The organism is Streptomyces sp. CRN 30, assembly GCF_034105845.1.
The window spans coordinates 1-21,266 of the sequence record NZ_JAVRHI010000172.1 but is presented as its reverse complement, the minus strand read 5'-3'; the positions used below and the strand labels follow the sequence as shown (position 1 = coordinate 21,266).

Annotated in this window: 20 protein-coding genes, 1 pseudogene and 1 riboswitch; of the genes and pseudogenes, 7 read left to right on the top strand and 14 right to left on the bottom strand. The window is 72.3% G+C overall.

Annotated elements, in window-relative coordinates:
* Positions 1-16 precede the first annotated feature (16 nt).
* The 6 genes from UW392_RS17400 to UW392_RS17375 all read right to left on the bottom strand — a co-directional run bounded on the left by UW392_RS17400 (position 17) and on the right by UW392_RS17375 (position 6,866).
* Positions 17-385 (bottom strand): energy-coupling factor ABC transporter substrate-binding protein, encoded by a 369-nt coding sequence (locus tag UW392_RS17400; RefSeq protein ID WP_320775930.1) that lies wholly within the window; start codon positions 383-385, stop codon positions 17-19.
* Positions 382-1,083: an energy-coupling factor ABC transporter permease gene (locus tag UW392_RS17395; RefSeq protein ID WP_320775929.1), complete on the bottom strand. Its 702-nt coding sequence runs from the start codon at positions 1,081-1,083 to the stop codon at positions 382-384. The genes UW392_RS17400 and UW392_RS17395 overlap by 4 nt, the downstream gene beginning before the upstream one ends.
* A 30-nt stretch (positions 1,084-1,113) precedes the next feature.
* Positions 1,114-1,296, bottom strand: a riboswitch (cobalamin riboswitch).
* 42 nt (positions 1,297-1,338) lie between these two features.
* Complete coding sequence (gene meaB / locus UW392_RS17390) at positions 1,339-2,340, bottom strand: methylmalonyl Co-A mutase-associated GTPase MeaB (protein WP_320775928.1); 1,002 nt, start codon at positions 2,338-2,340, stop codon at positions 1,339-1,341.
* 5 nt (positions 2,341-2,345) lie between these two features.
* Positions 2,346-4,529: a methylmalonyl-CoA mutase gene (gene scpA / locus UW392_RS17385; RefSeq protein ID WP_320775927.1), complete on the bottom strand. Its 2,184-nt coding sequence runs from the start codon at positions 4,527-4,529 to the stop codon at positions 2,346-2,348.
* A complete protein-coding gene (locus UW392_RS17380; protein ID WP_320775926.1) occupies positions 4,529-6,337 on the bottom strand; it encodes a methylmalonyl-CoA mutase family protein in 1,809 nt (602 codons plus the stop codon). Before UW392_RS17380 ends, scpA begins: the two co-directional genes overlap by 1 nt.
* A gap of 118 nt (positions 6,338-6,455) precedes the next feature.
* Positions 6,456-6,866, bottom strand: coding sequence for a hypothetical protein (locus UW392_RS17375; RefSeq protein WP_320775925.1), 411 nt, complete (start codon positions 6,864-6,866; stop codon positions 6,456-6,458).
* A 388-nt stretch (positions 6,867-7,254) separates the two neighbouring features.
* Between UW392_RS17375 and UW392_RS17370 the strand changes: the two genes are divergently transcribed.
* Together UW392_RS17370 and UW392_RS17365 are read left to right on the top strand one after the other, a co-directional pair.
* Complete coding sequence (locus UW392_RS17370) at positions 7,255-7,818, top strand: hypothetical protein (protein ID WP_320775924.1); 564 nt, start codon at positions 7,255-7,257, stop codon at positions 7,816-7,818.
* Between the two features lie 68 nt (positions 7,819-7,886).
* Positions 7,887-8,579: a response regulator transcription factor gene (locus tag UW392_RS17365; RefSeq protein ID WP_320775923.1), complete on the top strand. Its 693-nt coding sequence runs from the start codon at positions 7,887-7,889 to the stop codon at positions 8,577-8,579.
* Positions 8,580-8,597: 18 nt separating this feature from the next.
* Here the strand turns inward: UW392_RS17365 and UW392_RS17360 are convergent, their stop codons facing one another.
* A complete protein-coding gene (locus tag UW392_RS17360) occupies positions 8,598-9,053 on the bottom strand; it encodes a cyclic nucleotide-binding domain-containing protein (protein WP_320775922.1) in 456 nt (151 codons plus the stop codon).
* A gap of 186 nt (positions 9,054-9,239) precedes the next feature.
* On the opposite strand from UW392_RS17360, the gene UW392_RS17355 reads away from it, so the two are divergent.
* Positions 9,240-10,043: a thioesterase II family protein gene (locus tag UW392_RS17355; RefSeq protein WP_320775921.1), complete on the top strand. Its 804-nt coding sequence runs from the start codon at positions 9,240-9,242 to the stop codon at positions 10,041-10,043.
* Here the strand turns inward: UW392_RS17355 and UW392_RS17350 are convergent.
* The 6 genes from UW392_RS17350 to UW392_RS17325 form a co-directional block, all read right to left on the bottom strand.
* Entirely contained in the window at positions 10,009-10,599 is a 591-nt protein-coding gene (locus UW392_RS17350) for a TetR/AcrR family transcriptional regulator (RefSeq protein ID WP_320775920.1), read from the bottom strand. The two genes, UW392_RS17355 and UW392_RS17350, sit on opposite strands and share 35 nt — an antisense overlap.
* 12 nt (positions 10,600-10,611) lie before the next feature.
* Positions 10,612-11,193, bottom strand: coding sequence for a sugar O-acetyltransferase (locus UW392_RS17345; RefSeq protein ID WP_320775919.1), 582 nt, complete (start codon positions 11,191-11,193; stop codon positions 10,612-10,614).
* Between the two features lie 73 nt (positions 11,194-11,266).
* On the bottom strand, positions 11,267-12,646 hold the full coding sequence (locus UW392_RS17340; RefSeq protein ID WP_320775918.1) for a GH1 family beta-glucosidase: 1,380 nt from the start codon (positions 12,644-12,646) through the stop codon (positions 11,267-11,269).
* A gap of 31 nt (positions 12,647-12,677) precedes the next feature.
* The gene (locus UW392_RS17335) at positions 12,678-13,523 is read right to left on the bottom strand and encodes a carbohydrate ABC transporter permease (protein WP_320775917.1); all 846 of its coding nucleotides are present in this window, start codon (positions 13,521-13,523) and stop codon (positions 12,678-12,680) included.
* 5 nt (positions 13,524-13,528) lie between these two features.
* Positions 13,529-14,479: a sugar ABC transporter permease gene (locus UW392_RS17330; RefSeq protein ID WP_320775916.1), complete on the bottom strand. Its 951-nt coding sequence runs from the start codon at positions 14,477-14,479 to the stop codon at positions 13,529-13,531.
* Between the two features lie 11 nt (positions 14,480-14,490).
* A complete protein-coding gene (locus UW392_RS17325) occupies positions 14,491-15,750 on the bottom strand; it encodes a sugar ABC transporter substrate-binding protein (protein WP_320775915.1) in 1,260 nt (419 codons plus the stop codon).
* Between the two features lie 473 nt (positions 15,751-16,223).
* Here UW392_RS17325 and yicI point away from each other — a divergent pair, with 473 nt between their 5' ends.
* Positions 16,224-18,491: an alpha-xylosidase gene (yicI, locus tag UW392_RS17320; protein WP_320775914.1), complete on the top strand. Its 2,268-nt coding sequence runs from the start codon at positions 16,224-16,226 to the stop codon at positions 18,489-18,491.
* A 72-nt stretch (positions 18,492-18,563) separates the two neighbouring features.
* On the opposite strand, the gene UW392_RS17315 is transcribed toward yicI, so the two are convergent.
* Positions 18,564-19,352 (bottom strand): glucose 1-dehydrogenase, encoded by a 789-nt coding sequence (locus tag UW392_RS17315; RefSeq protein ID WP_320775913.1) that lies wholly within the window; start codon positions 19,350-19,352, stop codon positions 18,564-18,566.
* A 178-nt stretch (positions 19,353-19,530) separates the two neighbouring features.
* Here UW392_RS17315 and UW392_RS17310 point away from each other — a divergent pair, with 178 nt between their 5' ends.
* The 3 genes and pseudogenes from UW392_RS17310 to UW392_RS17300 form a co-directional block, all read left to right on the top strand.
* The gene (locus tag UW392_RS17310; protein ID WP_320775912.1) at positions 19,531-20,112 is read left to right on the top strand and encodes a TetR/AcrR family transcriptional regulator; all 582 of its coding nucleotides are present in this window, start codon (positions 19,531-19,533) and stop codon (positions 20,110-20,112) included.
* Between the two features lie 101 nt (positions 20,113-20,213).
* A complete protein-coding gene (locus tag UW392_RS17305) occupies positions 20,214-20,789 on the top strand; it encodes an IS607 family transposase (protein WP_320775911.1) in 576 nt (191 codons plus the stop codon).
* Positions 20,782-21,266: pseudogene (locus UW392_RS17300) on the top strand (hypothetical protein); the annotation flags it as partial. The gene UW392_RS17305 and the pseudogene UW392_RS17300, both read left to right, overlap by 8 nt.

Here is a 21,266-nt window from a genome sequence, read left to right as displayed (position 1 = left end):
CGGCAGCACGCGTGACTCAGGGGCGTGCGGCGCCGGGGTCGCCCGCGCCGCTCGTACGGTCCCGGGCGCCGGCCTCCGCCCGCGCCCGTTCCTCGCCCTGGCGGCGGCCCCGGCGGACACCGAAGTAGTACGCGAGCACGCCCGCGCCGAGCGCCGCCTGTACCGCGAACAGCGCCGACTCGATCTCCCCGGACGGGGGTTCGTACAGCGGGGAGAACCAGGGCTCGTAGTCCGGGTCGATCTCCGTGATCGCCGTCTCGGCTTCGGCGTCGGCGCCCGCGAACGGCTCCTCCTTGTGGTCGCCGGACCCGAGGACCAGCGGCAGCACGGCGAGCGCGGCCACGACGAGCAGCAGCAGGGCGTTGATCCTCGCGTTCCGGCTCATCGGGCCACCGCCTCCGTCCCGGTCGTGCTCCCCCTGCCGTTCACCAGCACGCCGAGCCGGGTCAGCTCGCCCCTGCTGGACTGCACCAGCAGCCGCATCACCAGCACGGTGAGGAGCCCCTCGCTCACCGCCAGCGGGATCTGGGTGACGGCGAAGACGGCGCCGAACTTGCCGAGCGCGCCCAGGAACCCGCTGCCCGGGTCGGGGAACGCCAGCGCCAGCTGCACGCTGGTGACGCAGTAGGTGGACAGGTCGGCGACGAACGCGCCGCAGAACACCGCGACCATCAGGGGCGGGCCGGAGCGGCGCAGCAGCCGGTAGGTCCCGTACCCGGCCCAGGGGCCCGCGATGGCCATCGAGAAGACGTTGGCGCCGAGCGTGGTGAGGCCGCCGTGCGCGAGCAGCAGGGCCTGGAAGAGCAGGGTGATGGTGCCCAGCACCGCCATGATCGGCGGCCGGAAGAGGATGGCGCCCAGGCCGGTGCCGGTGGGGTGCGAGCAACTCCCGGTCACCGACGGCAGTTTGAGGGCGGACAGGACGAACGTGAAGGCTCCGGAGGCCCCGAGGAGCAGGGTGCTCTCGGGATGCTCTCTGACCTCACGGGTGAGTGCGCGGACTCCGTGGACGACGAACGGCGCGGACGCTACGCCCCAGGCGATGGCGTGCGCCGGTGGCAGGAAACCCTCGGCGATGTGCATGGCTACGCAGACCCTCTCCAGCACCTCGTGGAATGGTGGACGCGCCCCGGCCGGTCTCCTGGCTGACGGGTACCACCGCCCGTGCTCCGCCTTCCCGGGTCAAGGACCCAGTGGCTGCCCCTGAGGGCCGGAGCCGGACTTCCCGATCACAGTGGCGAGGGCCGCACCGGTTCCACACCGGATTTCCCGTTCACCGAGGCGTGGTGACAGTAGTGCGGGGGCGGGGCGGTGACAAGCGGTCGGCGGGGGCGTACGTCAGTGCGCTTCACCTTCGGGCCCGTGTTCCCCGAACAGGTCGAGGATCCGCTCGGCGGCCCGGGTGGCCGTCAGCTCGCCGTCCCTGACCGCCTGTTCGAGGCCGGGCGCGGCCGCTCGTACGCCGGGGTGCGTGCGCAGCCGGCCGAGGAGCTCGTCGCGGACCATCGACCAGGCCCAGTCGACCTGCTGGTCCCGGCGCCTGTCGGCGAGCCGCCCGGTCGACTCCAGCAGGGTGCGGTGCTGTTCGAGGCGCTCCCACACGGTGTCCAGACCGGCCGACTCGCGTGCGCTGCAGCTCAGCACGGGCGGCGTCCAGGCCGCGTCCCTGCCGTGCATCAGGCGCAGGGCGCCCGCCAGTTCCCGGGCCGCGGCGCGCGCGTCGCGCTCGTGCGGGCCGTCCGCCTTGTTGACGGCGATCACGTCGGCCAGTTCCAGGACGCCCTTCTTGATGCCCTGGAGCTGGTCGCCGGTGCGGGCCAGGGTGAGCAGCAGGAAGGAGTCGACCATGTTGGCGACCGCGGTCTCGGACTGGCCCACGCCGACCGTCTCCACCAGCACCACGTCGTAGCCGGCCGCCTCCATCACCACGATCGACTCGCGGGTGGCCTGGGCGACCCCGCCGAGCGTGCCCGCGGTGGGGGAGGGCCGCACGAAGGCCGCCGGGTCGACGGCGAGGCGCTCCATCCGCGTCTTGTCGCCGAGGATCGAGCCGCCGGTCCGGCTGGACGACGGGTCGACGGCGAGCACCGCCACCCGGTGCCCGAGCCCGGTGAGCATGGTGCCGAACGCGTCGATGAACGTCGACTTGCCCACGCCCGGCACCCCGCTGACGCCGATCCGCCGCGCCTTCCCGCTGTGCGGGAGCAGCTCGGTCAGCAGCTCCTGCGCCAGCGCCCGGTGCTGGGGCCTGGTGGACTCCACGAGCGTGATGGCGCGCGCGACGAGCGCGCGCTTCCCGTCGAGGACACCCTTCACATACGTGTCGAGATCGATCGCCATGCGCGTCAGGAACCGTGCCCGGTGTGCCCGAGACCGGACGCCAGCCGCTCCACCAGGTCGTACGCCGCGTCGGGGATCACCGTCCCCGGCGGGAAGACGGCCGCCGCGCCCATCTCCAGGAGCGTGGACACGTCCTGCGGCGGGATCACGCCGCCGACGACGATCATGATGTCCTCGCGGCCCTCCTCGGCGAGCGCCTCACGCAGCGCCGGTACCAGGGTGAGGTGCCCGGCGGCCAGCGAGGAGACGCCGACGATGTGCACGTCCGCCTCGACGGCCTGGCGGGCCACCTCGCCCGGGGTCTGGAAGAGCGGGCCGACGTCCACGTCGAAGCCGAGGTCGGCGAAGGCGGTGGCGATCACCTTCTGGCCGCGGTCGTGGCCGTCCTGGCCCATCTTGGCGACCAGGATGCGCGGGCGGCGGCCCTCCTCCTCCTGGAAGGCGGAGACGAGCGCACGGGTGCGTTCCACGGACGGGGACTCTCCTGCCTCGGTGCGGTACACGCCGGAGATGGTACGGATCTGGCTCGCGTGCCGCCCGAACACCGTCTCGAGGGCGGCGGAGATCTCCCCGACGGTGGCCTTCGCGCGGGCAGCGCGCACGGCGAGCTCCAGCAGGTTGCCGTCGCCGCCGGCCGCCCGGGTCAGCGCGTCCAGCGCGTCCCGGCAGGCACTCTCGTCGCGCTCCTCCCGCAGCCGCCGCAGCTTCTCGATCTGCTGTGCGCGCACGGAGGAGTTGTCGACCTTCAGGACCTCGATCTGCTCGTCGCTGTCCACCCGGTACTTGTTGACGCCGATGACCGGCTGGCGGCCGGAGTCGATACGGGCCTGGGTACGGGCCGCGGCCTCCTCCACGCGCAGCTTGGGGATGCCGGCGTCGATGGCCCGCGCCATGCCGCCCGCCTGCTCGACCTCCTGGATGTGCTGCCAGGCGCGGCGGGCGAGGTCGTGCGTCAGCTTCTCGACGTAGGCGCTGCCGCCCCACGGGTCGATCACCCGGGTCGTGCCGGACTCCTGCTGCAGCAGCAGCTGGGTGTTGCGGGCGATGCGGGCGGAGAAGTCGGTGGGCAGGGCGAGCGCCTCGTCGAGGGCGTTGGTGTGCAGCGACTGGGTGTGGCCCTGCGTCGCCGCCATCGCCTCCACACAGGTGCGCGTGACGTTGTTGAACACGTCCTGCGCGGTCAGCGACCAGCCCGAGGTCTGCGAATGGGTGCGCAGCGACAACGACTTGGCGTTCTGCGGGTCGAACTGCCTGACCAGCTTCGCCCACAGCAGGCGCGCCGCCCGCAGCTTGGCGATCTCCATGAAGAAGTTCATGCCGATCGCCCAGAAGAACGACAGCCGGGGTGCGAACGCGTCCACGTCCAGGCCCGCGTCCCGGCCGGCCCGGATGTACTCCACCCCGTCGGCGAGGGTGTAGGCCAGCTCCAGGTCGGCCGTCGCGCCCGCCTCCTGGATGTGGTAGCCGGAGATGGAGATGGAGTTGTACCGGGGCATCCGCTGCGAGGTGAAGGCGAAGATGTCGGAGATGATCCGCATCGACGGCTGCGGCGGGTAGATGTAGGTGTTGCGGACCATGAACTCCTTGAGGATGTCGTTCTGGATGGTCCCCGCCAGCTTCTCGGGCTCCACCCCCTGCTCCTCGGCCGCCACGATGTACAGCGCCAGCACCGGCAGCACGGCGCCGTTCATCGTCATCGACACGGTCATCCGGTCCAGCGGGATGCCGTCGAACAGCTGCCGCATGTCGAGGATCGAGTCGATGGCCACGCCCGCCATGCCGACGTCACCGGTCACCCGCGGGTGGTCGCTGTCGTAGCCGCGGTGGGTCGGCAGGTCGAAGGCGACCGACAGGCCCTTCTGGCCGGCCGCGAGGTTGCGGCGGTAGAACGCGTTGGACTCCTCGGCGGTGGAGAAGCCCGCGTACTGGCGGATCGTCCAGGGCTGGTTGACGTACATCGTGGGGTACGGGCCCCGCAGGTACGGGGCGGCGCCCGGATAGGTCCCCAGGAAGTCCAGGCCCTCCAGGTCCTGCCCGGTGTACAGCGGCTTGACCGGGATGCCCTCCGGGGTCTCCCACAGCAGGTCGTCCCCACCCGCCGCCCGCTTGACGGCCGTACGCCACTCGTCGGCGCCCGCACCCGCGGCCGGGGCCCCCAGGTCGATGCCGGTGAAGTCGGGGATTCCCATCAGGACGCTCCCATGCGGTCGAGGGTGGCGGACAGGACGGTCACGGCGTCACAGCCCGCGAAGACGAAGGCGTCGACACCGGGGTACTGCCCGGGGCGGCCCGCCAGGAACACGTGCGAGGCGCCCGCCGCCCGCAGTTCGGCGGCCACGACCTCCGCCCGCTCCTCGTACAGCGTGTCGCTGGAGCACAGGCAGACCTCCGTGGCACCGCTCTCCTCGAACGTCCCCGAGGTGACCGGCTCGATGCCGCCCGCCTGGAAGAGGTTGGAGGCGAAGGCGGCACGCGCGGTGTGGGCGGCGGCCGGGCCGATCGTGGCCAGGAAGATCCTGGGCCGGGACCCGGTGGCCGCGAGATGGGCGTCTGAGCGGGCGCGCAGGGTCTCGTACGCCTCGTCACGGCGGACGACGGGCAGGCCGCCGGAGGGCGGCTCGGGCGCGGGTTCGCGCACCACGGGTTTCTCGGCGAGGTGCGGGAACTCGCTGACCCCGGTGACCGGTTCCCGGCGCTCGGCGATCCGCCTGCCGCGCGCCTGCCAGGTGTCGGCCAGCACCTGCCGCAGGTGACCCGTGCGCAGCGCGGCGGCCTGACCGCCGAGCCGCTCGATCCACTGGAAGAACTCCCAGCCGGCGCGCGCGAGTTCGTCGGTGAGCCGCTCGACGTACCAGGAGCCGCCCGCCGGGTCGACGACCCGGGACAGGTGCGCCTCCTCGACCAGGATCGTCGAGGTGTTGCGGGCGATCCGCCGCGCGAAGGCGTCGGGGAGGCCGAGGGCGTGGTCGAAGGGCAGCACGGTGACGGAATCGGCGCCGCCCGCCCCGGCGGCCAGCGCGGCGACGGTCGTGCGCAGCATGTTCACCCAGGGGTCGCGGCGCGTCATCATCACCGGCGAGGTCACCACGTGCTGCGTCTGCGCCCCGGCGGCGGGCGCCCCGCACACCTCGGCCACCCGCGCCCACAGCCGGCGCGCGGCGCGCAGCTTGGCGATCGTCAGGAACTGGTCGGCAGTCGCCGCGTACCGGAACTCCAGTTGGTCACAGGCCTGTTCGGTGGAGAGCCCGGCCTCGGTCAGCTGCCGCAGGTAGGCGACGCCGGTGGCCAGCGAGCAGCCCAGTTCCTGGGCGGCCGAGGCGCCGGCCCCGTGGTACGGCAGCGCGTCCACGGTCAGTGCCCGCAGCCCGGGGTACTCCTGCGCGCACAGCCGCGCGAGCCGGGTCACCGGCGCGACCTCGTACCCCTGCCCGGTGCGGGCCTCGTACCCCAGCGGATCGGCGCCCAGACCGCCGCGCGCCGCCTCCTTGGCGACACCCCGCTCCTCGTACAGCCGCAGCAACTCCCGTGCGGCGGGCTCGACCTCGCGTCCCGCGTCCAGGACGACGGGCGCCAGGTCGAGGTAGACGCCCTCGAGGACGGAAGCGAGGGACGACACGGGGATGCCGTCCTCCCCGACCAGCAGCCACAGCGAGCCCGCGCCGTTCTCCAGGTCCGCCAGTACCGCCGGGCCGTCGGCCACCGCGTGGCGCTGCCGTACGTCCCAGCCGCCGGCCGTGTTCCCCTCGGCGCGGCCGCCGCGCACGAAGGGTGCGAACCCCGGGAAACCCGCCTCCGGAGCGGTGTCGCGCGCCGTGTACAGGGGGCGGACGCCCAGCCCGTCCTCCAGCGCGGTGGTCAGCGCTTCCTCCGCCGCGTCGCCCTCGACGTCCTTTCCCGATTTCCGCAGCACACCCGCCACCAGGCGCTGCCACTGCTCATGGGTCACGTCAGGGAACTCACCGGCCAGTGCGAAGCCGTCGTCAGGCAAGACCGTCATGCTCGGATGCTAGGGCAGAGAAGGTGAACAGCAGCAGAGGGCACGGTTGTGACCTTGGCCTCTCAACCTTGACAGGCGGGGAACGGCCCGGTCCGTCACCGTGCCGGCCCCGCCCGCGTCACGACCGTGCGGCGGCCAGCACGTCCCGGCAGACGTCGGCCGCCCGCCCGGTCACCTCGGCGCAGATGCGGCAGTGCTCATGGCGCGCCGCGTGGCGGCCGCACAGGTCGCGGCTGCGTTCGCAGGCGATGAGGCACGCCTCGACCTGGGCGGTGAGCAGGGCCGGGTCGGGGGTGCTGCCGCGGGTCAGGACACGGCGGGTGGCGACGGCGACGTCGGCGCAGTCGAGGTTCTGGCCGATGGCGGTGCGCAGTTCGTCGGCGTCCTGCGCGGCGATCATGCCCGCCGCGCACGCGGTGACGGCCTCCTCGCACTCGCCGAGCACGTCCACGGCCCGGGCGAGGACCTCTTCGTGGCCCAGGGGACCGACGGTGGTGACGCTGTCGAGGAGCTCTTTCGTCTGCAGCATGACGTCCCCCAGCGGGTCGGGGAGGGTGCGGTGCGCACCCGACGCTAGTACCGGGCGCGGGCGGCCGGAAGGCCACGGGCACACCGTTCGGTGCGAACTCCCCGTGGGAAGCGCGGAAGGGGCCGAACGGCCCGCGCGGCAGGGACCGCCGGTCCGCCCCGCCCGCACCGGCCGGCCCTGTCCGGTGCGCCGGCGGGCGGCGAGCATCGATGGGGCGGCGGTTGCGGGCCCATGGCGTGAACGCCCGCTGATCCGGGGACGGTGAGCGCAAGGGCCGAGTGACCCCCGGCCGGGGGCGGCCGGCCCCAAAGCCGCCGTCGCCGACGGAGAGACGATGCCCGCCGGAACCGTGCACGGCGGGTGCACCGCCGAGAGAGGACGACCGAACGTGATCGCTGTCGTGGGGCACTCCGACCTCACCGCGCCGACCCTGCTGATGATCGAGGAGCACCTGCGGTCCCGGCTGGCCGGCTTCGCCCGTGCGGGCAGGACCGGTCTCGTCCGGGCCGCCCAGGGCCTCCCACCGGTGTTCGGACGCGCCGCGCGCGCGGCGGGACTAGCCGTGGTGACGGTGCTGCCCACCCGCGACGGCATGCCGGCCCTGCTGCGGGAACCCGACCGGGCCGCCGCGGGCGAACTGCTCATCCTGTCCGAGCAGGCGCGGCTGCTCGAGTACGACCCCGACGACCGCGGCTCGTGCATCGGCGCCGACGAGCACGTCCTGCGCCACTGCACCCGGGTGCTGGCGGTGTGGGACGGATCGCCCTCCACCGGCCGGGACGCCACGGCCCACCTGGTGGCCTTCGCGCGCAGCCACGCCGTCCCGGTCGACGTGCTCTGGCCGCGGGGCGCCCGCCGCGCGGTGCCGGTGCCGGTGCGGGGCCGAGCCGCCCGCTCCCACGCAGAGCACGCCGCAACAGGGCCGATCGGCCCTGGCCGCACGTCCGGGTGACGGGGAAGGATGCCCGGAGGCGGAGGATTCTCTCCGGCCACGGTGTGGGCGAGTACGAGGAGTGACCGATGGCGGACAGCGAGCAGGCCCGACCCGAGACGTCGATCCGGGTCTTCCTGCTGGACGACCACGAGGTGGTGCGGCGCGGGGTGCACGACCTGCTGGACGACGAGCCGGACATCACGGTGGTCGGGGAGGCCGCCACCGTCGAGCAGGCCCTGGTGCGCGTCCCCGCCCTGCGCCCCGACGTGGCGGTGCTCGACGTCCGCCTGCCGGACGGCGACGGCGTGAGCGTCTGCCGCGAACTGCGCTCGCGCATGCCCGGCCTGGCCTGTCTGATGCTGACCTCGTTCGACGACGAGGAGGCCCTGCTCGACTCCGTCATGGCGGGCGCGTCCGGGTACGTGCTCAAGCAGATCCAGGGCTCGGACCTGGTCTCGGCGGTGCGCACGGTGGCCCGCGGCCAGTCGCTGCTGGATCCGGACGCGACCACGAAGCTCATGGCACGGCTGCGGGACGGCGGGCAGCCGCAGGAGGAGCCGGAGGTCCTGCCCGGCCTCACCGAGCGGGAACGGGAGATCCTCGCCCTGATCGGCGAGGGACTGACGAACCGTCAGATCGGTCAGCGGCTGTACCTCGCGGAGAAGACGGTGAAGAACCACATCTCCCGGCTGCTCGCCAAGCTCGGGGTGGAGCGGCGCATCCAGGCGGCCGTCATCGCCACCCAGGCCCAGGACCGGATGCGGAACACGGCCGGCTGAGCCCCCGCGGGGGACCGGTCACGCGCATCCGCTGCCGTAGGGGGCGTACAGGTCGAGCAGCCGGATGCGGGCCGCGTGCAGCCGGTGGGCGACCGCCCGGCCGACCCACACGGCGATCGCGTGGCCGAACTCGGGATCCCGCACGCACAGCGCCCGTACCGCCTCCGCGTCGAACTCCCAGGCCCGTACCGGACTCGTGGTCTCGCCCCCCAACTGCCACACGTGCGGGGGGAAGTGCCAGGACCAGCCGAGCAGTTCGCCGTGGCCGAGCGACTCGATGACGGCGGCGCGCCGCCCCGGCACGTGCAGGTCCAGGGCGACGGTACCGGTCCGGACGATCCAGAACCGGTCGGCGCGCCGCCCCTCCTCGAACAGCCGGACGCCCGCCGCGAAGGAGACCTCGCGGGCGAGCCGCATCAGCCGCTCGCGGTGCTCCGCCGGGAGGGCCGCGGCCAGGGTGGTGGTGGAGGTCATCGCTCCGGCTCCCTTCGTGTCCGCCGCCGCGGCCGGCCGGTGCGCACGGACCGCGGTGCGGCGGCTCCCCGTTCGGGGACGCACGGTCATCCTGCGCCCGGCGGAACGGCCACGGCAGGGGCCGGACGGCGCCGGGAGGGGGCCGACCGGCCCCGGCTCCACCGCGGGTCTGGTACATCCTTGTGCATGAACCAGGAACGGAACATATGGCTGCGGCGCTTTCGCGCGATGCCGGGCACACCGGCGGCGGACGAGCCGGCGACGGACGCGCGTCCGGGCGCCGACGCCGACTGCGAGCTGATCTGCTTCCCGCACGCGGGCGGCTCCGCCGGGTACTGGCGCGGCCTCGCCCTGGAACTCGCCCCCGCCGTCGAGGTGTCGGCCGTGCAGTACCCGGGACGGCTCGACCGGCTGGCCGAGGCACCCTTCGAGGACCTGCACGCGCTGGCCGACACGATCGTCGAGGAGCTGGGCCCGCCGGGCGACCGGCCCCGGGCGCTGCTCGGGCACAGCATGGGGGCCTCACTGGCGTACGAGGTCGCCGTGCGCCTGGCGCGGCTGCCCGGGGGCGAGCCGCGGCTGCTCGTCCTGTCGGGACGCCGGGCACCGGCCACCGCCCGCGAGCGCGGCCCGGAACCCGTGATGAACGACGACGAGATCGTCGCGCGCCTCCGTCGGCTGGGCGGCACGGAGGCCGAACTCCTCGACGACCCGGAACTGCTGGAGCTGATCCTCCCCGCGCTGCGCGGGGACTACCGGGCCCTCGCCGCGTACGAGGACACGCCGGGCCGGCTGCTGTCCTGCCCCGTCGTGGCCCTGGTGGGCGACCGGGACCCCCAGGCATCCGCCGAGGACGTCCAGGGGTGGCGGGACCACACCTCGGGCGAGTTCCGCACCCACGTGTTCGAGGGCGGTCACTTCTTCCTCAACGACCACGGGAAGGAGGCGGCCGACCTCATCCGCGGTCTGCTGCCGGTCCACGCCGGATGACCCGTGCGCCCGCGGCGCCCGCCGTGACGCGGGCGACCGCCTCGACCGTGAGGGCGCGGTCGTGGGGCTCGGCGGACAGTGCGCGGTGCAGCGTCAGGCCCTCGATGAGGGCGTCCAGCTGACGTGCCGTGTCCGGGTCGAAGTGCCGCTCCAGGTGGACGCGGCTGCGGCGCATCCATTCCTGGGTGAGCTGCCGGTAGGCGGGCCGGCGGGCGGCGAGGGTGTACAGCTCCTGGGTGAGCACCAGGTCGCGCCGGTCCCCCTCGGACAGGGCGTGGACGAGGTCGGCCACCGCCGTCCTGGCCCCGTCGAGGTCGGCGGCGCCGGCGAGGTGCTCGTCGAAGACCGCGACGATGTGGTCGGTGAACCGGCCGAACGCCTCGCGCAGCAGGTGGTCCATGCCGTCGAAGTGGTAGGTCATCGACCCCAGGGGGACGGCTGCGCGCGTGGCGATCTTCCGGTGCGAGACGCCGGCCACGCCCTCCTCGGCGACGAGGTCGAGGGTGGCGGCGATGATGCGCTCGCGGCGCTGCGGGTCGGTCACTCCGGTGGCCACGGCGCCGCGCCCTCAGAGCTCGCGGACCGGCCGGGCCGGATTGCCGACGGCCACGACGTTCGCGGGGACGTCCTTGGTGACCACGGCCCCCGCGCCGATGACGGAGTTGTCCCCGATGGTCACCCCGGGCAGCACGATGGCGCCGCCGCCGAGCCACACGTTGTCCCCGATGGTGATCGGGCGGGCGGCCTCCAGCTTGTCGCGCCGCGGCTGGGGCTCCAACGGGTGCGTCGGGGTGAGCAGTTGCACGTTGGGCCCGATCTGGCAGTCCTCCCCGATCACGATGGCGGCGACGTCCAGGGCGGTCAGGTTGTAGTTGACGAAGGTGCGCGCCCCGATGGTGATGTTGCTCCCGTAGTCGACGTGCAGCGGCGGCCGGACGTGCGCGCCGTCCCCCAGCGCGCCCAGAAGCTCCGCGAGGACCGGCTGCGCGGCCTCGGCGTCCTCGGCGTAGGCGGCCAGGTAGCGGGCGGCCAGGCGCACCGCCCGCTGCTGCCGACGGGCGATCTCGGGGTCGTCGGCGACGTAGAGGTCACCGGCCAGCATCCGCTCCAGGTTCGAGCGGGAGTCCTGTGCGAAGTAGTCCGTCGTCATGTGTACGATCGTACGCTCTCAAGCGTACGACCGTACACTCCCCGCCTTCTTCCCCCGTTCCCGGTACCCGCGCTCAGCCGCGCTGCGCGGCGATCATCGCCTTGTACCAGTGGTAGCTGTCCTTCGGGATACGCCGCTGGGTCTCGTAGTCGACCCGGACGATCCCGAAGCGCTTGTCGTAGCCGTACGCCCACTCGAAGTTGTCCAGCAGCGACCACACGTAGTAGCCGCGCACGTCCACGCCGGCGTCCATCGCGGCCCGCAGCGCGGTGAGGTGGTCGCGCAGGTAGGCCACCCGGTCGGCGTCGTGGACACTTCCGTCGGCGTCCGGCTCGTCGTCCTCCGCGGAGCCGTTCTCCGTGATGTGGATCGGCGGCAGCGCGTCCCCGTACTGGTCCTTCAGCCCCACCAGCAGATCGGTGAAGGCCTCGGGGACGACCGGCCAGCCCATCGAGGTGTGCCGCACGTCCGGCAGCCGCACCTCCTCGTAGCGGTTGTCCGTGGCCACCCGCCGCGCGGGGTCGCCCTCGCGGTACGGGGCGTCGGCGACCACGATCGGCCGGTAGAAGTTGACGCCGAGGAAGTCCAGCGGCTGGGAGATCAGCTCCAGGTCACCGTCCCGCCGGAAGTCCTGGCCGGTGATCAGCTCGCCCCAGGTCTCCTCCTCCGTCTCCGGGTAGCGGCCCGCCAGGATCGGCTCCGTCCAGACCAGGTTGTGCAGGGTGTCGGCGCGGACGACGGCCGCCCGGTCGGCGGGGGAGTCCGAGGCGGGGAGGTTGCGGTCGACGTTGAGGGTGATGCCCACCTCGCGTGCCCCCGCCGCCCGCAGCGCCTGCACGGCCAGACCGTGGCCGACCAGCAGGTGGTGGGCGGCGGCCAGGGCGCCCCGGCCCTCCTGGGCGCCCGGCGCGTGCCGGCCGACGGAGTAGCCGAGGAAGGAGCTGCACCACGGCTCGTTGAAGGTGATCCAGCGCGGCACGCGGTCGCCCAGGTGCCCGGCGACGACGGCCGCGTACTCGGCGAACCGTTCCGCCGTCTCCCGCACCCGCCAGCCGCCCCGGTCCTCCAGGACCTGCGGCAGGTCCCAGTGGTAGAGGGTGGCGGCCGGTTCGACGCCCGCCGCGAGCAGCTCGTCGACCAGCCGGGAGTAGAAGTCCAGCCCCTTGGGGTTCACCGGGCCCCCGCCGTCGGGCACGATGCGCGGCCAGGCGATCGAGAAGCGGTACGAGGTCGCCCCCAGGTCACGCAGCAGCGCCACGTCCTCCGGGTAGCGGTGGTAGTGGTCGCAGGCGACGTCACCGGTGTCGCCGTTCACCGTCCGGCCGGGGGTGTGGCTGTAGGTGTCCCAGATCGAGGGGGAGCGGCCGTCCTCCCGTACGGCGCCCTCGATCTGGTACGCGGCCGTCGCGGCGCCGAACACGAAGCCGGGCGGGAAAGTGGGGAAGTCGCTCATGCGTGGAGGCCCCTCCTGAGTCGTGCGGTGGTCACTTGACGGAACCGCCGGTGATGCCGGCGGCGATGTACTTCTGGGCGAGGACGAGGAGGACCGCCGCGGGGATCGCGGAGAGGACGGACGCGGCCATCACCGAGCCCCAGTCGCCGACGTGCGCGCCGATGTACTGGTAGATGCCGAGCGTGACGGGCTTGACGTCGTCCGTGGTGTTCAGGGTGAGCGCGAACATGAAGTCGCTCCACGCGAACAGGAACGCGAACAGGCCCGAGGTGATCAGGGCGTTGCGGCTCATCGGCAGCACCACCTGGAGGAAGGTGCGCACCGGTCCGGCGCCGTCCATCTGCGCGGCCTCGATGACCTCGCCCGGGATGGACACCATGAAGGAGCGCATCAGCACGATCGAGAACGGGATGCCGAGCGAGGCGTCCGCCAGCATCAGGCCGAAGTAGGAGTTGACCAGCCCGAGGTCGACGTAGGAGTTGTAGAGCGCGTTGGCGATGACGATGCCCGGCACCATCTGGGTGATCAGGGTGCCGAACACGATCGTCCTCGAGCCGCGCAGCCCGAACCGCGCCAGCCCGTACGCCGCCGGGGCCGCGATCACCAGACAGATGGCGACGGCGCCGAACGAGACGACCAGCGAGGTCAGCAGGTGGGTGCCCTGGTCCTCGAAGGCCTTGGTGAAGCCGGACAGGTCCAGGCTGCCGGGCACCGGGTCCACCGACAGCAGGCCCGACTCGGGCTGGAGCGCGGTGTTCAGCATCCAGTACAGCGGGAAGAGCATCACGCCCAGGACGAGCACACCGGCGACGGTGGAGCCCAGGCGGCGGCGTCCGCGGCTGCGGGGGCCGGTGGCGGCAGGAGTGTGGGCGGCCATCGACGTCACTTCCCCTCGGTGCGGTTGGCCCGCAGGTAGAACACCGCGAACACCGCGGATATCAGGATCAGTACGTTGCCGACGACCGCGCCCGCCCCGAAGTCCAGTTGGACGAAGGAGTTCTGGTAGGTGAGCGTGCCCAGGGTCTGGGTGGCGTCGGCGGGGCCGCCGTCGGTGAGGGCGAGGATCAGGTCGAGGATCTTCACCGTCGACATGAAGCCGAGCACGAGGACGACTGTGATCACCGGCTTGAGCATCGGCACGGTGATGGAGCGGAAGGTCCGCCAGGCCGAGGCGCCGTCGAGCGCGGCCGCCTCGTACAGCTCCTTGGGTATCTCCTGGAGTCCGCCGTACAGGATGACCATGTTGAACGGGATGCCGATCCAGATGTTCACCAGGATCACCGACAGCAGGGCCATGCCGGGGCTGGTCAGCCACGGGGTGTCGCCGCCCAGGCCGATCGTGCCGAGGAAGGAGTTCAGCACGCCGGTGTCCTGGTCGAGGACGCGGCGCCACACGACGCCGGACACCACCATGGGCACCAGCCAGGGCAGCAGGATCAGCGACCGCAGGACGCCGTTCAGCGGGAAGCGGCGGGTGAAGAACACGGCGAGCGCGAGCCCGATGCAGAACTGGCCGAGCAGCGAACCGGCGGTGAAGACCAGCGTGTGCCAGAGCGCCTTGCCGAACAGGGCGTCGTGGAACACCGTCGACCAGTTGTCGAAGCCGTTGAAGGGCGCCTCGCCGGTGAAGAACGTCTTCGGCGTGTACTCCTGGAAGCTCATCACGACGTTGCGGACGAGCGGGTAGCCGAAGAACAGCACCATGAAGACGACCGCGGGGGCGACGAAGCCCCACTGGGCGAGTCTGCGCCGGCGCCGCAGCCGGGCCGGGTCGGGTGCCTTGCCGCCGGCCGGGCCGGCGGTCGCGGGAGCGGGGAGCGTGGACGTGGTCATGTGCGCGTACCTCAGTTCCCGCTCGTGGCGCGCTGCTGGGCCCGCGTCAGGGCCGCCTGGCTGGACTCGCCGGTCAGGGCCGACTGGAAGGCGCTCTGCAGGGCGAGGGACACACCCGGCCAGCCGTCACCGAGCTGCGCGGTGCGGGACCGCGCGGCCGCGACCTGGTCGGCGAGGGAGTCCAGCTCGGGCACCCGCTCCCGCCACACCGCGGCCGCCTTCTCGTTGGCCGGGACCATCCAGCTGTTGATCGCGTAGGTGAGCTGCTCCTGCTCGCCGGCCATGCAGGCGACGATCCTGCCGGCCGTCTTCTGCCGGTCCTCGTCCCCGGTCCGCGGCACGGTGAGCACGGCGCCGCCGAGCGGCCCCACCGAGTCGTCGCCGGCCTCGGGGACCGGGATGCGGGCGATGCCCCAGTTCAGCGACTCGTCGCTGTTGAGGGTCTCCACCTGCCAGGGACCGTTGATCATCATCGCGGCGTTCCCGGCCATGAACTGGTCGTTGACGTCCGCCTGCGTCCAGTTGACCGTGGATTTCGACAGCGAGCCGTCCTGGAGGAGGGCCTTCCAGTAGTCGAGGGCCTCGACGACCTCGGGGCTGTCGAGCTTCGTCTCGTCGCCGCCGTTGGACCACATGAACGGCGTGAACTGGAAGACGCCGTCCTCGGCGCCGCCCGCGCTCAGCGCCAGCCCGTACCGCTTGCCCTGCGTGAGCTCGCGCGCGCTCTCCCGCAGCTCCTCCCAGGTGGTCGGGACCTCCAGGCCGGCCTGGTCGAGGACGTCCTCGTTGTAGAACAGGGCGAGCGTATTCACGGAGCGCGCCGCTCCGTAGTACGTCCCCTCGTACGAACCGAAGTCGACGATGCCCTCGGGGATGTCGGCCGTGCTCAGGCCGAGCGACTCCAGGTCGACGAGACCGCCCGCCTCGGCGAAGGTCGGCATCTCCGAGGCGTCGAACTGCACGATGTCCGGCAGCGACTTGGAGGACGCCATGCGCAGCGCCTTCGTCATCACCTGCGCGGCCGGAACGCTCTGCTGCTCGATGGTGATGCCCAGCTGCTCGCCGCAGCGTTCCATCGCCTCGGCGTCCCAGCGGTGGTAGGTCTCGTCGGTCGAGGAGTTCATCACGGTGTACACGTCGTCGTCGCGTTGCTGGCCGCAGCCGGTCAGCGCGGCCCCGGCGAGCAGGACGGAGACCGCGGTGAACGGAACGGCGGCCCGGAGCGGACGTCCGCGCCCGCCACGCGCGGCGCCCGGTGGATGTGCTGTCACGAGTGGATGCCCTTGGATGCGGGGGAGTGCCGGCCCGCCCGTACGACCACGGCGTCGCGCGGGGGCTCGGGAGGCGTTCGCGGGCACCGGCCGACCCGCGAGGCGAGGAGGGGTCAGCGCGCGCCGAGCGGGTGGTCCATGGCCGACCGGTCCAGGCGGTCGTCGGACATGGTGTTGAAGCGCTTCGACATGGTGCTGTCCCTGCTGTCGTACGACCCGGCAGACTCGCCCGGCCGGATTTGTTTGTTGCCATGACTAATACGTCAAGGCGGTGCCGCCGCGCTAGACCCTGGCGGCCACAATCCTGTACATCTGTGGGTGAAGGGCCGGTGATTGTCGGTCATTTGACCAGGTCAGGCGATTGGGGCGGCTGATCGGGTCTCGTGATCCGCAGATGATCCGGATACGATCGACGAGCCGCGTGACGTTCCCGCACCCCCACTCCACACATCTCCCGCTCCCCGAGGAAGTTCATGAAGTTCACCGATGGCTTCTGGCTCATCCGCGATGGCGTGCAGCTCACCTACGCCACCGAAGTGCGCGACGTACGAGCTGAAGCGAAGCGCTTCACCGCTCATGCGGCAGTGAAGAAGGTGACGCGGAGGGGCGACACGCTCAACGCGCCGCTCCTCACGGCCGAGTGCTTCTCACCCGCCGAGGGCGTCATCGGCGTCCGGCTCACCCACCACGCCGGCAAGCGCCGGCCGGGCCCCGACTTCACCCTCACCGGCCCCGCGGACGGCGCCGGTTCGGTACGCCAGGACGGTTCCGTCACCGAACTGACCAGTGGCCCGCTGACCCTGCGCCTGGACGGGTCCGGCCCCTGGACGCTCACCTTCCACGACGCGGACGGGCGCGAGCTGACCCGGGCGAACCCCAAGAGCACCGCGTACGCCACCACGGCCGACGGCGCCCACCACATGCTGGGCCGGCTCGCGCTCGGCGTCGGCGAGAACGTCTACGGCCTCGGCGAGCGCTTCACCCCGTTCGTCAAGAACGGCCAGGTCGTCGACGTCTGGCAGGCCGACGGCGGCACCAGCAGCGAACAGGCCTACAAGAACATCCCGTTCTACCTCTCCTCGCGCGGCTACGGCGTCTTCGTCAACCACCCCGGCAAGGTCTCCTACGAGATCGGCTCCGAGTCCGTCGGGCAGGTGCAGTTCAGCGTCGAGGACCAGACGCTGGAGTACTACGTCATAGCCGGCCCCACCCCCAAGGAGGTCCTCGGCCGCTACACGGCCCTCACCGGCCGCCCGGCCCTGCCGCCCGCCTGGTCGTTCGGGCTGTGGCTGTCCACCTCGTTCACCACCTCCTACGACGAGCGGACCGTGATGTCCTTCGTCGACGGCATGGCCGAACGCGGCATCCCGCTGTCCGTCTTCCACTTCGACTGCTTCTGGATGCGCGAGTACCAGTGGTGCGACTTCCAGTGGGACCCGGACGTCTTCCCCGACCCGGAGGGCATGCTGGCCCGGCTGAAGGCCAAGGGCCTCAGGATCAGCGTCTGGATCAACCCGTACATCGCCCAGAAGTCACCGCTCTTCGACGAGGCCGCCCGGCTGGGGTACCTGGTGCGCCGGCCGAACGGTGACGTCTGGCAGTGGGACCTGTGGCAGGCCGGCATGGGCCTGGTCGACTTCACGGACCCGGACGCCCGCGCCTGGTACCAGTCGAAGCTCAAGCCGCTCCTCGACCAGGGCGTGGACTGCTTCAAGACGGACTTCGGCGAGCGCATCCCCACCGACGTCGTCTGGCACGACGGCTCCGACCCGGAGCGGATGCACAACTACTACACCCACCTGTTCAACCAGACGGTGTTCGAGCTGCTGGAGAAGGAGCGCGGACAGGGCGAGTCCGTGCTCTTCGCCCGGTCCGCCACCGCGGGCGGCCAGCAGTACCCCGTGCACTGGGGCGGCGACTGCTGGTCCTCCTTCGAGGCCATGGCCGAGTCGCTGCGCGGCGGCCTCTCCCTCTCGCTGAGCGGCTTCGGCTTCTGGAGCCACGACATCGGCGGCTTCGAGGGCACGCCCGACCCGGCCGTCTTCACCCGCTGGCTGGCGTTCGGCCTGCTCTCCTCGCACAGCCGGCTGCACGGCTCGTCGTCCTACCGGGTGCCGTGGGAGTTCGGCGACGAAGCGGTCGACGTGGCCCGGCAGTTCACCCTGCTCAAGCACCGCCTCATGCCGTACCTGTACGGCGCCGCCGTCGAGGCCCACGAAACCGGCGTGCCCATGATGCGGCCCATGGTCCTGGAGTTCCCGCACGACCCGGCGTGCCGTCCGCTGGACCGCCAGTACATGCTCGGTCCTGACCTCCTGGTCGCCCCGGTCTTCACCGAGGACGGCGAGGTGGAGGTCTACCTCCCCGAGGGCACCTGGACCCACCTCCTCAGCGGTGAGCGGGTCACCGGCCCGGCCTGGCGCACCGAACGGCACGGCTACGACAGCCTGCCGCTGTACGTCCGCGAGGGCGCCGTCCTGCCGCTCGCGGGCGAGGACCGCCCCGACGCCGACTGGCTGGACGCCCCGACCCTGCTGGTCCACCCGTCCGCCGCGCCGGGGTACACGGCCGAGGTGACGGTGCCCGGCCCGACCGGGGCGCCCGCCGCGACCTTCCGTGTCCGGCGCGACGGGGACCTGCTGAAGGTCACCGCGGACGGCACGGACAGGCCGTTCACGGTGCGCGTGGCGGGCGGGGCGAGCGCCGAGGGGCGGGGAGAGGTGACCGTACCGCTGGCTTGACGCGGAACGGGACGCGCCCGCCCGCCGGTGAACGGCGGGCGGGCGCGTCCCGTCGGGCCGGGGTCCGTCGGCTCAGTACTTCTCGGACTGGCCGCCGTCGACCGCGACGACCGTCGCGTTGATGAAGGACGCCTCGTCCGACAGCAGGAAGGCCACCAGGTGGGCGACCTCCTCCGGACGGCCCGCACGCTTCATCGGGTTGGCGGCCAGGAACTGGCGGCCGGCCTCCTCCGGGTTCTCCGGGTCGATCTGCTTGAAGGACGCCTCGACCATCGGCGTCCAGATGACGCCCGGCGCGATGGCCTTCACGGTGACGCCGTACTGGCCGTACTCGACACCGGAGTTGCGGGTCAGGCCGACCACGCCGTGCTTGGCGGCCGCGTAACCGGACTGGTTGCCGACGCCCCGGATGCCGCCCACGGAGGCCGTGTTGACGACGCTGCCGGCGCCCTGCTCCCGCATGACGGGCAGGACGTGCTTCAGGCCGAGGAAGACACCCTGGAGGTTGATCGCGACGACGCGCTGGAACTCGTCGCTGCCGAACTCCTCGGTGGGGTTCTGCCGCCCCTCGATGCCGGCGTTGTTGAAGAAGCCGTCGATGCGGCCGCCGAAGGCCGCTCTCGTCTCCGCCACGTAGCGCTCGACGTCCGCTTCCTTGCTGACGTCGGCGGTGATCCGCAGGACCTCGGTGCCGGGGAACGCCTTCTCGACCTCGGCGGCGGTCTCGGCCAGCCCCTTCTCGCTCACGTCGACGAGGGACACCTTCGCGCCCTCGGCGGCCACGCGGAGCGCCGCCGCGCGGCCCAGACCGGAGCCGCCGCCGGTGATGAGCACGACCTTGCCGTCGAACCTGTTGTCCATGATCTGACCTCCTGGAGTGTGTCGCGTACGGACGGTGATCTTTCGAGGACGTCGCGGAAGGTCGCCGCCGTGGCCCGCCCTTCGATGGACGGACCCTTCGCTATTCTTAGACAGTACGTACTGTCTAGTTATTCCTTCAACCACTGTTCCCGTTCGCTCGAGCGTGGAGGACGACGCGATGGCCCAGGAACCGGCGCCCCGCCCCCGGCGAGGCCGCCACCGGGATCCGCAGGCGCACGCCGCCGTGCTGCGGGCGACCCGCGAACTGGTGGCCGAACTGGGCTACCACCGGGTCACCATGGAGCGGATCGCCGAGCGGGCCGGCGTCGCCCGCATGACCCTGTACCGCTGGTGGCCCAACAAGGCGGCCGTGGTCACCGAGGCGGTCGCCGACCGGCTGGCGCCCGAGCCGCTGCCCGACACCGGCAGCACCCGCACGGACGCGATCGCCTACCTCGGCGGGCTGGTCCGCACCCTGACCCTCCTCGGCGACCCCAGTGTCGTGGCCGGCGCCCTCGTCGAACAGGGCGAGGCCGGCCGGGCCGGCCTGCGCGACCTGCTGGCCGCCCGCCTGGAGCCCGGCGGTCGGCTGCTCGACCGCGGCGTGGAGCGCGGCGAACTCCCCACCGGCCTGCGCACCGTCACGGTGATCGACAGCTGGATCGGGTTCGTCCTCTACCGCGTCGTCTTCGCCGAGCGGGTGCCCGACGAGGCGGAGGTGGTGGCGCTGGTGGACCTCTTGCCGTTCACCGGCGACTGAGGGCGCGCCACCTGGCCCGGCCACGGGGGGTAATCAACTGCTTGTCTCCAAGGTTGTGGAAGTGGGCGTGACCCTGCATGGGTGTGTGTCGTTGTCGGGGTGTGAATCTGACGGAGTGGGCGAAGTCGCAGGGCGTGCATCCGCATACCGCGTATCGCTGGTTTCGTGAGGGGACGTTGCCGGTGCCGGCTCAGAGAGTGGGGCCGCGCACGATTCTGGTGAACGTGGAGGTCAACGCCGCACCGGAGGCGGTCGGCGGCCTGGGCCTGTATGCCCGTGTCTCCTCCCATGACCAGAGGGACGTCCTGGAGCGTCAGGTCGCCCGGCTGACCCGTTGGGCTGCGGTCACCGGCCGTCCCGTGGTGCGGGTGGAGTCGGAGGTCGCCTCCGGCATGAGCGGGGCCCGGCCGAAGGCGCGGCGGGTGCTGGCCGATCCGGCGGTGACCACGGTCGTGGTCGAGCACAGGGACCGGCTCGGGCGGATGAACACCGAGCTGGTCGAGGCCGCGCTGGCCGCGCACGGGCGGCGCCTGGTCGTCCTGGACGACGGTGAGGTGGAGGACGACCTGGTGCGCGATGTGGCGGAGGTGCTGATGTCGTTCTGTGCCCGCCTGTACGGGCGGCGGTCGGCGAAGCACCGGGCCCGCAAGGCGCTTCAGGCCGCGCGCCATGGTTGAGCAGAAGCGGAAGCCGCTGCGGCAGATCGCCCGGCCGTTCGTCGCCGACGGGCCGTCCGGCGTGAGTATCCGCGACCGCCTCAAGGGCCTCACGCCCGCGGACGAGAAGGTGTTGCGGCTGGTGGGTGAGCACATGGGACGCCTCGCCTCCGCCGATCTGGCCCGCCGGTGCCGTGACGGTCTGGAGCACTCCACCGACACCTGGGCCACCCGCAAGCGGGACCTGACCGCCCTGTCGTCATCCAGGTGGGCCGGATCGGTCACCTCCCACACCCACGACCAGTGGGGCCTGTCCCGCCGCGCCCAGCACGCCCACCTCCAGTCCCTGGACACGGGTATCCGCATGATCCGGCACCGGCTGTCCCTGCCGCAACCTCGCCCTGGCGCGCCACAGCCTGAAGCGGCTGGAGTCCGGCCTGGAGGTCTGACGCGACGCGTGAGTGCAGGGCGCCCGGGGGGCCGTCCGTACGGACGGCC